The sequence below is a fragment of the Comamonas sp. B-9 genome, from assembly GCF_000410635.1.
Classification (GTDB): domain Bacteria; phylum Pseudomonadota; class Gammaproteobacteria; order Burkholderiales; family Burkholderiaceae_C; genus Comamonas.
Map to the genome: position 1 here is coordinate 1 of NZ_APCR01000061.1, position 11,143 is coordinate 11,143.

General features: G+C 64.9%; 13 protein-coding genes and 1 pseudogene. 8 read left to right on the forward strand and 6 right to left on the reverse strand.

Annotated features, from left to right (window positions below; genetic code table 11):
- Positions 1–97: 97 nt before the first annotated feature.
- Positions 98–1,636, reverse strand: coding sequence for a hypothetical protein (locus H928_RS0100470; protein WP_021024711.1), 1,539 nt, complete (start codon positions 1,634–1,636; stop codon positions 98–100).
- Positions 1,637–1,981: 345 nt separating this feature from the next.
- Between H928_RS0100470 and H928_RS0100475 the strand changes: the two genes are divergently transcribed.
- Together H928_RS0100475 and H928_RS0100480 are read left to right on the forward strand one after the other, a co-directional pair.
- Entirely contained in the window at positions 1,982–2,212 is a 231-nt protein-coding gene (locus H928_RS0100475; RefSeq protein WP_021024712.1) for a hypothetical protein, read from the forward strand.
- Positions 2,213–2,351: 139 nt separating this feature from the next.
- A complete protein-coding gene (locus tag H928_RS0100480) occupies positions 2,352–3,005 on the forward strand; it encodes a GntR family transcriptional regulator (protein WP_021024713.1) in 654 nt (217 codons plus the stop codon).
- 15 nt (positions 3,006–3,020) lie between these two features.
- Here the strand turns inward: H928_RS0100480 and H928_RS0100485 are convergent, their stop codons facing one another.
- From H928_RS0100485 to H928_RS0100505, 5 genes are read right to left on the reverse strand one after another with little or no spacing between them, the layout of a single operon-like run.
- Positions 3,021–3,947, reverse strand: coding sequence for an ornithine cyclodeaminase family protein (locus H928_RS0100485; protein WP_021024714.1), 927 nt, complete (start codon positions 3,945–3,947; stop codon positions 3,021–3,023).
- A gap of 46 nt (positions 3,948–3,993) precedes the next feature.
- Positions 3,994–4,740 carry a sulfite exporter TauE/SafE family protein gene (locus H928_RS0100490; RefSeq protein WP_021024715.1) on the reverse strand — a complete coding sequence of 249 codons (747 nt, stop codon included), beginning with the start codon at positions 4,738–4,740 and terminating at the stop codon, positions 3,994–3,996.
- Positions 4,737–5,027 carry a 2Fe-2S iron-sulfur cluster-binding protein gene (locus tag H928_RS0100495; RefSeq protein WP_021024716.1) on the reverse strand — a complete coding sequence of 97 codons (291 nt, stop codon included), beginning with the start codon at positions 5,025–5,027 and terminating at the stop codon, positions 4,737–4,739. Before H928_RS0100495 ends, H928_RS0100490 begins: the two co-directional genes overlap by 4 nt.
- 9 nt (positions 5,028–5,036) lie before the next feature.
- Positions 5,037–5,366, reverse strand: coding sequence for a hypothetical protein (locus H928_RS0100500; protein ID WP_021024717.1), 330 nt, complete (start codon positions 5,364–5,366; stop codon positions 5,037–5,039).
- Positions 5,367–5,375: 9 nt separating this feature from the next.
- The gene (locus H928_RS0100505; RefSeq protein WP_021024718.1) at positions 5,376–5,741 is read right to left on the reverse strand and encodes a 2Fe-2S iron-sulfur cluster-binding protein; all 366 of its coding nucleotides are present in this window, start codon (positions 5,739–5,741) and stop codon (positions 5,376–5,378) included.
- A 301-nt stretch (positions 5,742–6,042) separates the two neighbouring features.
- Here H928_RS0100505 and H928_RS0100510 point away from each other — a divergent pair, with 301 nt between their 5' ends.
- The 6 genes and pseudogenes from H928_RS0100510 to H928_RS25565 all read left to right on the forward strand — a co-directional run.
- Positions 6,043–6,780, forward strand: coding sequence for a TenA family transcriptional regulator (locus H928_RS0100510; protein ID WP_021024719.1), 738 nt, complete (start codon positions 6,043–6,045; stop codon positions 6,778–6,780).
- An 89-nt stretch (positions 6,781–6,869) separates the two neighbouring features.
- Positions 6,870–8,327 carry an aldehyde dehydrogenase family protein gene (locus tag H928_RS0100515; RefSeq protein ID WP_021024720.1) on the forward strand — a complete coding sequence of 486 codons (1,458 nt, stop codon included), beginning with the start codon at positions 6,870–6,872 and terminating at the stop codon, positions 8,325–8,327.
- Between the two features lie 25 nt (positions 8,328–8,352).
- Positions 8,353–8,829: a heme-binding protein gene (locus H928_RS0100520; RefSeq protein ID WP_021024721.1), complete on the forward strand. Its 477-nt coding sequence runs from the start codon at positions 8,353–8,355 to the stop codon at positions 8,827–8,829.
- A 30-nt stretch (positions 8,830–8,859) separates the two neighbouring features.
- Positions 8,860–9,894, forward strand: a complete 1,035-nt coding sequence (locus H928_RS0100525) for a 2Fe-2S iron-sulfur cluster-binding protein (RefSeq protein WP_021024722.1) — start codon at positions 8,860–8,862, stop codon at positions 9,892–9,894.
- Between the two features lie 11 nt (positions 9,895–9,905).
- Positions 9,906–10,685: an SDR family oxidoreductase gene (locus H928_RS0100530; RefSeq protein ID WP_021024723.1), complete on the forward strand. Its 780-nt coding sequence runs from the start codon at positions 9,906–9,908 to the stop codon at positions 10,683–10,685.
- Between the two features lie 230 nt (positions 10,686–10,915).
- A pseudogene (locus tag H928_RS25565) lies at positions 10,916–11,143 on the forward strand (hypothetical protein); the annotation flags it as partial.

An 11,143-nucleotide genomic window follows, 5' to 3' on the forward strand; every position in this document is an offset into this window, starting at 1 on the left:
GGCCGCTGCGGCCAGCGGGTGGCCGGTGGCCAGCATCGCGCCCCGGCCCAGCACGCCGGCTGCGGCTGGCAGGTCTTGGCGGGGCAATTGCGTCATCTCAACCGCCCCAGAGTGCGACAGCAGTGAAGACGGCGGCCAGCAGGCCGAGCACCACCGGTATCAGCAGCGCCCGGGCCAGCTCCAGCACATTCACCCGGGCAAAGCCTGCGACGGCGATCAGCGAGGACCAGGCGATCAAGGTGCCGCCACCGGTCCATACGGAGCCCATTTGGCCCAGGGCCGCCAACGCGGATACATCCATGCCCGAGGCCGGGCCCAGCGCACCGGCGATGGTGCCGGTCAGCGGCAGGCCCGAGAAGCCCGAGCCATCAATGCCGGTGATCATGCCCATGATGAGCACGCCGAACGACACCAGCAGCTGGCTGTCGGGAATCAGGTGCTGGCCGGCTTGCACCAGCTCGAACAGCAGGCTGGGAGGCGTGGTTCCTGGTGCAATGCCTAGGATGGCACCGGCCGTCTCGCCCGAGCCGATAAAGAAGAAACCGGCAATCGGCAGCACCGAGCCCATGGCCTTGAACGCAAACACAAAGCCGTCGGTCACATGGTCGGCCGCGCCATCGAGCATCTTGCGAAAGCCTCGGGCTGCGGTGGTCGCCCAGATCATCAGCAGTGCCGCGACGCCGCCGATCAGCATGGCCGCATCGCCGCCCTTAAGCTCGGCCACGGCGGTGCTGAACTTGGGCGCGACCATCACCAGAATCACCAGCAAAAAGGCCAGCGGGGTGAGCACGGCAAACAGCTTGGAGGCCGAGGCCAGCGGCTGGGTCTTGCGCAGCTCGGCTTCGAGCTCGGAATTGGTGCCCAGGTCGCCCTCATGGGCGGTGCCCTTGGCGATCTCGGCCTTGTCGAACGGGCCGGCACCTTCCATCTGCGCGTCAATGCTGGTGGGGTTCAGCTCCCAGCGCTCCAGCAGGGCGTTGTCGCTGGGCACGATGAGCTTGCGCACCTTGAAGTACGACAGGAACAGCGCAATCATGCCGACCACCCAGGACAGCAGCAAGGCCTTGTCGCCCACCGCCACCGCGCTGATGCCGCCAGCGGCCTTGGCACTGATGCCCGGCGCCACACCAATCACGTAGTCCGACGACAGTGCCATGCCCTGGCCGGCAATCGCAATGGCCATCGCCCCTGCGATGGGCGGCAGGCCCGCCGCAATCGCTGCCGGCAGCAGCACCGCTGCCACCAGTGGCACGGCTGGCGTGGGCCAGAAGAACAGCGAGATCAGGTAGGTGACCAGTGCCAGGATGAAATAGGCGGCATGGCCGTTTTTCATCACCGCACGAAAGGGCTTGACCATGCGGATGTCCGAGCCCAGGTCCTTGAGCGCATTGAGCAGGGCCGTCATCAGCGCAATGATCAGGAAGATGTTGAACAGCTCCTTGGCCGCCACCATGCTGGCACTGAATATGCTTCCTATCCCGGTGATGGCGCTGCCGCTCCAGGCGAAGGCGACAACGACGGTAGCCAGTATCGATGGCACCACCACATTGGCACGGAAGGCCATGGTCAAGATGATGACCAGCACCCCGGCGAGGTAGGCCCAGTGCGCAAGGCCTATAGAGACTGACGGATCCATCGTGGCTACTCCTTAGAATGATTAACAGCCAATTTGTATACTAAATACAATGAAGCAAAAAATCATCAGGGAATACCAGAAATATTGCATTGCAACATGCGATAAACCCGGGCTAAATGTGAAGAAACGCCGTTTTCGTATACAAAGATGGGGATTTCAGGGTGGATCTGCGCGATGAATGCGTTTGCATGCCTGGTGCTATGGTGGTATCAGAGTCTTGTTTTTTAGGGATTTGCGAGGCGCATCAAAGGCTTGGATAGTGCAGGGTTATGGATCCAGATCAAGGACATGGATTTGTACACTGGATACACTAGGGTTACTACTAGGTTATCCAGGAGCTATCCCATGAAGAACATTGCTTCCCAAGCGGTGGTTGCCCAGCAAGACGATCTGCTGGTACTGCGTGAGCCCTGCCAAGCCTTGCTGCCGGCATCGCTGGGCTGGTTGTCGGCGGTGGAAAACGCCTTTGTGCGCTGGCAGGCCAAGCGCCTGGCCGAGCTGGAGCCGGGCCGCCTGTGGGCCCAGGCACTGCAAGATACGCGCTCGTTGGCCGAGATCCGCCGCGCCCGGCGCTGAGCGCAGATTTCTGTATACAAGGCAAGGCAAAGACGCTGCAAACCCTGGCTGGGCATGTAAACTGGGCGCGACCCTGAGCGGCGCGTTGCAGCCAATGCGCTGGCCTGGGGCTTGCAACGTACCGAACGGACCGACTTTCATGCCCATTGCCAACGGAGACAAAAAACCTGGACTCAACCACTCGCCGCTGACCCAGCAGCTGGTGGAGGCCTTGCGCGAGAAGATCATGTCGGGCGAGCTGGCCTCGGGCGAGCGGCTGGTGGAAGAGCGTCTGTCCGAGGAGTTTTCCGTTTCGCGCATGCCCGTGCGCGAGGCCTTGCGTCAGCTGGCGGCCAGCGGCCTGGTGATCATCGAGCCCCGGCGCGGTGCCTCGGTCGCCAAGTTCCATGGCGATCTGCTGCGCGAGCTGGTCGAGGTGCGCGCCACCCTGGAAGCGCTCAATGCGCGCCTGGCCGCCAAGCGCCATGACCCCGAGCAGATTGCTGCGCTGGAGGCCTTGCTGGCCGAGGGCACGAAGAACGCCCATTCGGGCGATGGCGATGTGCTGGCCGTGCTGAACCAGAAGTTCCACCTCGCGCTGGGCAAGATTGCCGCCAACTCGGTGCTGCAAGAGGTGATGCTGTCCTTGCGCGACCGCACCGAGGTGCTGTTTGCGCCGCGCAGCCAGGCGCGTGCGCCGCAGAACTGGGAAGAGCATGCCGCCATCCTGCGCGCCGTGATCAAAGGCGACCCCGAGCTGGCCGGCCTGCTGGCCGCGCGCCATATCTACAACGCGGCCGGCATCGAGCCCTGAGCCCGCGCCCCGCGCTTAGGCCTTGCTGGCCAGGTAGTTCTGGTAGGCCACACCCGCCAGCGCAATATCTTCCAAACCCACGCCCACGGCCTTGTAGAGCCGGATGCCCGGCTGCGCGCCGATGGCATGGCGGCCGCTGACGATATCGCCCAGCTCCACCAGCTTGTCCGCCAGCGCCAGGCCCGGGTCGGCCAGCACCAGGTCACCGGCTTCACTGGTTGCCTGCTTTTTCCATTCCACCGCAATCAGCTGCGCGCGCGCCAGCAAGGCATCGTCGAGCTCGCGGGTGTGGGGCAGGCTGGAGCCAATGGCGGCGACCAGCGCATGGGGGGCGACATGTTCCCCGTTGAACAGCGGCTCCTTGGCGCGTGAGGCGGTGACGATGATGTCCGCCTCGCCCACGCCCTGGGTGTGCGCCACGCGGCGGATCTGCGCCTCGGGCAAACCGGTGAGCTGCGCCAGGCGTGCTTCCAGCCCGCTGGGCGCATAGGGGTCAAACACATCGATGCGCTGCAGCCCGAAGTGCTGCACCATCTGCTGCGCATGGGCGAGGCCCTGCACGCCGGCGCCGCACAGGAACAGATGGCGCGCGTTGGCGGGCGCCAGGTGCTGGGCCACCAGCACCGTGGTGGCGGCGGTGCGCAGGCGCGTGATGGCATTGGCATCCAAGGTGGCCAGCGGCGCGCCAGTCTCGGTCGAGAACAGCAGGATGACAAAGTTGAACTGGCCGGCAATGGTGGTGTAGACCTTGGCGCCGGTCACCCCTTGCGCGGGAATGACGGCGCCCAGGGTAGAGAGCTTGACGCCCCCGGCATCGGTGCGCTCGCGCGCTTGCATGGCCGCTTCGCCCGCGCCAAAGGCAGCAAAGGCGCGGTGCATGGCCTGCAGGGCTTGGTCGGTGGACACCAGGGTGTCCACCATGGCATCGGTGATGTGCAGCATGGTGTGTGGTGGGGTGATGGGTGGGTGGGTTGGCGTGGGAATGCGCTCAGAGCCAGACGCGCAGCAGGATGATGCAGGCGCTGACGGCGGCGGTGCCCAGCAGCCAGCGGCGGATGGTGGCTTTGGAGATATGGCGGGCCAGGCGGTTGGAGGCGAGAAAACCGCCCAGCATCCAGGGCAGCAGCACCAGGCTGAGCAGCCATTGGCCGCTGCCCATGCGGCCCACCCATGCCAGCGCGCTGAGCGAGACGATGGTGCCAGCAAAAAAGACCACGCCTAGCGTGGAGCGCATCGTGGCCGGTGCCAGGTGCTGCATCGCAATCGCAAACGGCGGGCCGCCGGCGGCGGTGATGGTGCCCATGATGCCGCTGGCCACACCGGCAATCGACAGGTTGGTGGTGCTGGGCTGCACACGCCAGCCCAGGGTGCTGAGGCTGACAGCGGCCAGAATCAGCACCGCAAACAGAATGGACAGCGCATGGGCGCTGAAGACCACCAAGAGCCCGGCGGCCGCAAAGGTGCCGATAACGCGGCCGACCAAGGTGGCTGCCGCGACCTGGCGGTTGAGCGCATCGCGCTCACGCAGATAAGCCAGCAAGGCCAGCGGCGCGCCCACGGCAAGCAGCGGGCCGGGCACCAGCTCGGGGAAGAAGATCGCCGCCAGCGGCGCGCAGAACATCGCATAGCCCAGGCCGCCCACGCCCTGCATGGCGGCACCGGCGAGCACCATCAGCCCCATGGCCAGGTAGCGGCCCCAACTCAGGTGCTCGGCCATGGCGGTCCAGGTGCTCATGGCCGGGGCACCCAGCTGACCTTGATGTCGCCGTTGACAAAGGTCTGGCAGGCCAGGCGGTGGCCGGCGGCAAACTCTTCGTCGCTGAAATGCTTGCGCTCCTTGGCCTTGATGGCATCGGTGTGGGCCAGGCCTTCCTCGATGCGGCATTTGCAGGTGCCGCACAGGCCCCCGCCGCATTTGAAGGGGATGCCACCTTTCTCGCGCAGCGACACGCGCAGCAGGTTGCTGTTTTCCGGGGCTTCGACGGTCTTGTTGTCGTTGCTGACAAAGGTGATGGTGGGCATACGGGGCAATCAGGCAGCGGATGGGGTGGCAGGCGGGGCGGTAAGGGGTGCCGGGGTCAGGCTGGCATCGAGCGCGCCGAACTGGCACAGGTGCTGCAGCTCGCTACGCGCTTGCTCCAGCGAGTCAAAGCGCTCCAGAAACTTGGATGGCACCTGGTTGGTGGTCCCGCCGGGGCCATCCTCGATCACCAGCACCTTGGTCTCGCGCAGCAACTCGCCCACGGCAAAGCGGGCCAGCAGGCGGCCGCAGAAGTGGTAGTCCCAGGCTTCGAGCAGGGTGATGTCGGCATTGGGCTGCGTGCGGTACTGGCCGGGCTTGCTGGTCAAGATCACAAACATGGGCGGTCCTCAGGCTGCAGGGGTGGCGGGCGCTGTGCCTGCGGGCTGGGTGGCGCTGGCGGTACCGGCGTTGGTGGCCGGCAGCGGCACTTGTTCCAGCTCCAGGTCCTGCTCGGGCCAGAGCTGGCAGACCAGGCGGAAGCCCTCGTCCAGATGCGCGCCCAGCTGCTTCTTTTCTTTCCAGTTCGGCGCCGGCAAATGCTCAGCCCCCGCCAGCACCTTGCAGGCGCAGGTGGCGCACTTGCCCATGCCGCACTGGTAGGCCAGGTGGGGATAGGGGAACTGCTTGATCCCCGCGCGCACCACCAGGTTGGCGCCGGTCTTGACCTCGCCTTGGAAGGTCTGTCCGTTCTTGTGAAAGGTGATCTGGGGCATGGGCTTCTCCGCATTGCAATTACGTATACTGTATACAAACAGATGTTGTGCTTGTATTAGGGATAACCTGATGCAAAGGGAATTGGGGCTGCATGGGTGCACCTGAAAACGATGGAATATCAAGGTATTGTGGCTGTGAAATGACAATGCGTAGCTCTGAGATTTGCTGGGGATAGGGGTAAGCACTGAGGCGGAAGAGGGTGTGAAAACATTGACCATGTTTTCTGTATACAGTATTCTAACTTCGTCGCTTGGATCGGTTTGACTTGGCGACGACCCCAACATTTCAGAGGAACCCGCCATGACCAGCACATTGATGAACCGCGACGAATTCCGCGCTGCGCTTGAAAATGCCATCAAGGGCAAGAGCGCCAACAAGGCCCCTTTCAGCGTGGCCTGGGCCACTGGCCGCCTGAGCCGTGAGCACCTGGCGCGCTGGGCCGAGAACCACTACCACTATGTAGGCCCGTTTGCCGACTACCTGGGCTATCTGTATGCCCGCACGCCGGACCATATGACGGAGGCCAAGGACTTTCTGCTGGCCAATATGTATGAGGAAGAGATTGGTGGCGCCCGCCACACCGATCTGCTGATCCGCTTTGCCGAGGCCTGCGGCACGACGCGTGAGCGCGTGGTCGACCCCAACAACATGTCGCCCACCACACGCGGCCTGCAGTCCTGGTGCTATGCGATTGCGATGCGCGAAGACCCGGTGGTTGCGGTGGCTGGGCTGGTCGTGGGCCTGGAGTCGCAGGTGCCGTCGATCTACCGCAAGCAGACGCCCACCTTGCGTGACAAGTACGGCTTTACCGATGAAGAGGTCGAGTTCTTTGACCTGCACATCGTCTCTGACGAAATCCATGGCGAGCGTGGCTACCAGATCGTGCTGGAACACGCCAACACGCCCGAGCTGCAAGCCAAGTGCCTGCGCATCTGCGAGATTGGTGCCCAGATGCGCCTGCTCTACACGGCGGCGCTCTACCACGACTATGTCGCCAAGGACCTGCAGATCTCGCAGGAAGAGCTGCTGGCCGCCTGAGCCTGGCGGCACCCCCTTGCCCCGCGCAGCGGCGCACCCTTGCGGCCGCCGCTGTGACCGACCCCCCCACCTCTCCAAGACCTCCGACCATGGCCGACACCGTGCAAACGTTTCTGAACTATATCGACGGCGCCTGGGTGCCCTGCCTGCTGGGCAGCACCTTTGACAACCTCAACCCCGCCGATACCCGCGATGTGGTGGGGCGTTTTCAGGCATCGGGCCCGGCTGACGCCGAGGCGGCCGTGCAGGCGGCGCAAAAAGCCTTTGATGGCTGGCGCAAGCTGGCCATTGGCAAGCGCGCCAAGATCCTCAACGACGCGGCCAGCTACCTGGAACAGAACGTGGAGCAGTTTGCGCAGGAGCTGACGCGCGAGGAGGGCAAGCAGCTGAGCCAGGCGCGCGACGAGTTCTTGCGCAGCGCGCAAACCTTTCGTTTTTATGCCACCGAAGGCCAGACCCTGGGCGGCGAGACCTACCCGCAGGACGATGCCAACCTGCACGTGTTCAGCCACCGCGAGCCGCTGGGCGTGGTGACGGTGATCTCGCCCTGGAACTTCCCCGCGTCCATCCCGGCGCGCAAGCTGGCGCCGGCGCTGATCACCGGCAACACGGTGGTGTTCAAGCCCTCGTCGGATGCGCCGCTCTCGGGCCTGCGCCTGGTCGAGGCGCTGGAGCGGGCGGGCGTGCCGCCTGGTGTGGTCAACTGCGTCACCGGCCGCGCTGGCGAGGTGGGGCCGGTGATCACCAATTCGCAGGCCATCCGCGCGATTTCGTTCACCGGCTCGACGACGGCGGGCACCCAGATCCACCGCACCGTGCACCTCTCCACCCGCTTGCAGATGGAGCTGGGCGGCAAGAACCCGCTGATCGTGATGGAGGACGCCGACCTCAACCTGGCGGTGGACCTGGCGATCAAGGGCGGCTTCTCACTCACCGGACAGGCCTGCACCGGCACCAGCCGCATCCTGGTGGTGCCCAGCGTGAAGGCGGCCTTTACCGACAAGCTGCTGACGCGCGTGTCCCAGCTCAAGATCGGCAACGGCATGGCACCGGGCATGGACCTGGGCCCTTTGGCGACGGAAAAGCAGCTGCAGACCGTGCAGCGCTATATCGACATCGGCAAGAGCGAGGCGCGCTGGCTCTGCGGCGGCGAGCGGCTCACCGGCGGCGAGTTCGACCATGGCTACTACCTGTCGCCCGCAGTGTTCACCGATGTGAAGAACAGCATGCGCATTGCGCAGGAAGAGATCTTTGGCCCGGTGCTGGCGATCATCGAGGTGGCCGATTTTGACGACGCGCTGCGCCAGGCCAACGACTCGCAGTACGGGCTGTCGGCCAGCATCGTCACGATGAACCCGCGCTACATGCATGTGTTCACCAACGAGATCCAGGCGGGCACCGTCAAGATCAACCGCACGACCACCGGCAACCTGGTCAATGCGCCCTTTGGCGGGCTGAAGAACTCCAGCACCTCCACCTTCCGCGAGTCCGGCCGCGCCGGCCTGGAATTTTTTACCCAGATCAAGACCGTCTACCGCGGTATCTGAACCCCTGACAGCAAGAGGAAACACGATGAAAAGCGCACTGAAACTGGAACTGGCAGAAGCCCGTGTGATGTCCCTGGCCGCACTGGCCAAGGCCAAGGAAATTGGCGTGACCGAGACGGTCTGCATCACCGATGAAGGCGGCTTTCCGCTGGTGCTCGAGCGCATGGATGGCGCCCGCGTCACCGGCCCGCAGATCGCCTGGAACAAGGCCTTCACGGCAGCGGGTCACAAGCGCTCCACGCACCTGTTCAACACCTTGCCCAATGGGCCGGCGTTGCCGGGCAACGAGGCCTTTGGCATCCAGTGGAGCTTTGAGGGCAAGTTTGCGGTCTTCGTTGGCGGCTACCCCATTGTCGTCAACGGCGAGGTGATTGGTGGCGTGGGCCTGTCGGGCGGCAATGGCGAGCAGGACACCGCCTGTGGCGTGGCCGCCTTGCAGGCGCTGAAAGACCCCCTGGGCGCCACCGCCGATGTGCTGGTGCAGGCCGACATCAAGAAATAAGCGCCAGGGACAACCGAGCTGAGGTCTGCGATGAACTACCGCGTACAGTGGCTGCAGACGCAGCAATCGTTTGACGTGGGCGCCGATGAATCGGTGCTCGACGCCGCCACGCGCCAGGGCGTGGCGCTGCCCCATGACTGCACTTTTGGCGGCTGCGGCAGCTGCCGCATGAAGGTCGAAGAGGGCCAGTTTGCCTATGCCGATGGCGAGCTGCCGCTGGCCATGGGCGAAGACGAGCACGCCCAGGGCTATGCGCTGGCCTGCCAGGCCCGGGCGCAGTCCGACCTGGTCATCAGCATCGCGACCGGGCCGGACAGCTCCGCACCCACCCGGGTGCGGGCCACGGTGGCCGAGCTGCGCATGCACACGCCCGATATCTACCACCTGGCGCTCGACCTGCCCGAGGACCATGGCCTGCGCTATGTGCCCGGCCAGTACCTGAACATCTGCCTGCCCGGTGGTGCGCACCGCAGCTTCTCGATGGCCACACCGCTGCAGGGCCGGCGCGTCAGCCTGCAGATCCGCAAGATTGCCGGCGGGCGCTTTACCGATGGCCTGCTGGCGACGATGGCAGTGGATGATGTGCTGGAGCTGGAACTGCCCCATGGCAGCTTTTACTACCGCGCGCAGGACTCCCAGCCGATGGTGTTTGCCGCCACCGGCACCGGCTTTGCGCCGATCAAGGCGATTCTCGAATCGCTGCTGGGCGATGCCGACTGCCCGCCGATCCACTTCTACTGGGGCATGCGCAGCGAGGCCGATCTGTATTTGCTCGATGAGATCGCGGCCTGGGCGGGGCAGCTGTATGAGTTCAGCTTTGTGCCGGTGCTCTCGCGCCCGTCCGATCGCTGGACTGGCCGGCGCGGCTATGTGCAGGACGCCATTGCCGAGGACTTCGAGGACCTGTCCGAGTATTCGATCTACCTGTGTGGATCGCCCTCTATGATTGCCGATGCGAAAGCGCTGATGGCGCTGTCGGGCGCGGCGCTGGACAAGATCTACAGCGACAGCTTCATCTTCCAGAACGAAGCGGCCGCCGTGGCCGAGTTGAGCGAACAAAGCTGAGGAACCACACCATGGATCTGGGATTGACGGGCAAGGCCGCGCTGGTCTGGGGCGGCAGCAAGGGCATGGGCTATGCCGCCGCGCGCCAGCTGGCGCTGGAAGGGGTGGACGTGGTGATCGCCGCGCGCACTGAAAGCAGCTTGCAGGCGGCGGCGCAGGCCTTGTCGGCAGAATGTGGCCGCCCCGTGCGCTATGTGGTGGCCGATATCACCCAGAAGGCGGGGCGTGAGGCCGCGCTGGCTGCCTGCCCGCAGCCGGACATTCTGGTCAACAACTCGGACGGCTACCCGCCCGGCGACTTCCGGGATTGGACGGACGAGACCTGGCACGCGGCGCTGGACATGATGATGGTCGGCCCCATCGACATGATGCGCCGCGTGGTCGATGGCATGCAGCAGCGCGGCTACGGGCGCATCATCAATATCGTCTCGCGCAGCGTCAAGGCGGCGCATGCCGAGCTGGGCCTGTCCAATGGCGCGCGCTCGGGCCTGGTCGGTTTTGTCGCGGGCCTGGCGCGCCAGACGGTGCGCCACAACGTCACCATCAACAATGTGCTGCCCGGCGCATTCGACACCGATGCCCAGGCCCGCCACATCGACAAGCTCGCCCAGCAAAGCGGCCGCTCGCCGGCCGAGGTGCGCCAAAGCCGCGAGGCCGCCAACCCCGCAGGCCGCTTTGGCCAGCCCGAAGAAGTCGGCGCGCTGATCGCCTACCTGGCATCGCAGCACACCGGCTATGTGACCGGGCAGAGCTGGCTGATCGACGGGGGCGAGTATCCGGGCACTTATTGACAAAGGACAAAGCCGGGGCTGCTGGGTGGCCTGGCTTTGCCATGCAAGCGCGCAGCTGGCCTTGTCTGCGTCCGTTCTAAAGCCCTGCTGCGGTGTGCAGCTGCTTACGGGGCGATGGGCTTGATTCGTTATACTTGCAGTCTTGCCTTGGGTGATCCAGGGCGTTTTGCTTTTTACCGGTGCAGCTGCTCTTGGCGGGTCTGCCCTTTTTTCGGCGCCAGCCTCTGTTTATGACCGAACCGACCCTCCCCACCTCTTCTGATGCTTCCGCACCGGCACCAGCTGCGGCAGCGCCCGCAGCGGGCGGTGATACGCGTCGCCAGCCCAAGCAGGAGCGCCGCGAGCGCCCTGCAGGCCAAGCGCCGGTGCTGAACTCGGCCATGGCCGATGCACTGCGCGCGGCCACCAAGGGCCACGCGCTGGAAGTGGCTGCTGCGCCAGCAGCCCCGGTTGAGGCC

Bases quoted from the DNA above. Each gene is read 5' to 3' on its own strand.
- H928_RS0100485 (WP_021024714.1), bottom strand. From the start codon at position 3,947: ATGCTGCACATCACCGATGCCATGGTGGACACCCTGGTGTCCACCGAC.
- H928_RS0100495 (WP_021024716.1), bottom strand. From the start codon at position 5,027: ATGCCCACCATCACCTTTGTCAGCAACGACAACAAGACCGTCGAAGCC.
- H928_RS0100510 (WP_021024719.1), top strand. From the start codon at position 6,043: ATGACCAGCACATTGATGAACCGCGACGAATTCCGCGCTGCGCTTGAA.
- H928_RS0100530 (WP_021024723.1), top strand. From the start codon at position 9,906: ATGGATCTGGGATTGACGGGCAAGGCCGCGCTGGTCTGGGGCGGCAGC.
- H928_RS0100470 (WP_021024711.1), bottom strand. From the start codon at position 1,636: ATGGATCCGTCAGTCTCTATAGGCCTTGCGCACTGGGCCTACCTCGCC.
- H928_RS0100505 (WP_021024718.1), bottom strand. From the start codon at position 5,741: ATGCCCCAGATCACCTTTCACAAGAACGGACAGACCTTCCAAGGCGAG.
- H928_RS0100475 (WP_021024712.1), top strand. From the start codon at position 1,982: ATGAAGAACATTGCTTCCCAAGCGGTGGTTGCCCAGCAAGACGATCTG.
- H928_RS0100520 (WP_021024721.1), top strand. From the start codon at position 8,353: ATGAAAAGCGCACTGAAACTGGAACTGGCAGAAGCCCGTGTGATGTCC.
- H928_RS0100500 (WP_021024717.1), bottom strand. From the start codon at position 5,366: ATGTTTGTGATCTTGACCAGCAAGCCCGGCCAGTACCGCACGCAGCCC.
- H928_RS0100480 (WP_021024713.1), top strand. From the start codon at position 2,352: ATGCCCATTGCCAACGGAGACAAAAAACCTGGACTCAACCACTCGCCG.
- H928_RS0100525 (WP_021024722.1), top strand. From the start codon at position 8,860: ATGAACTACCGCGTACAGTGGCTGCAGACGCAGCAATCGTTTGACGTG.
- H928_RS0100515 (WP_021024720.1), top strand. From the start codon at position 6,870: ATGGCCGACACCGTGCAAACGTTTCTGAACTATATCGACGGCGCCTGG.
- H928_RS0100490 (WP_021024715.1), bottom strand. From the start codon at position 4,740: ATGAGCACCTGGACCGCCATGGCCGAGCACCTGAGTTGGGGCCGCTAC.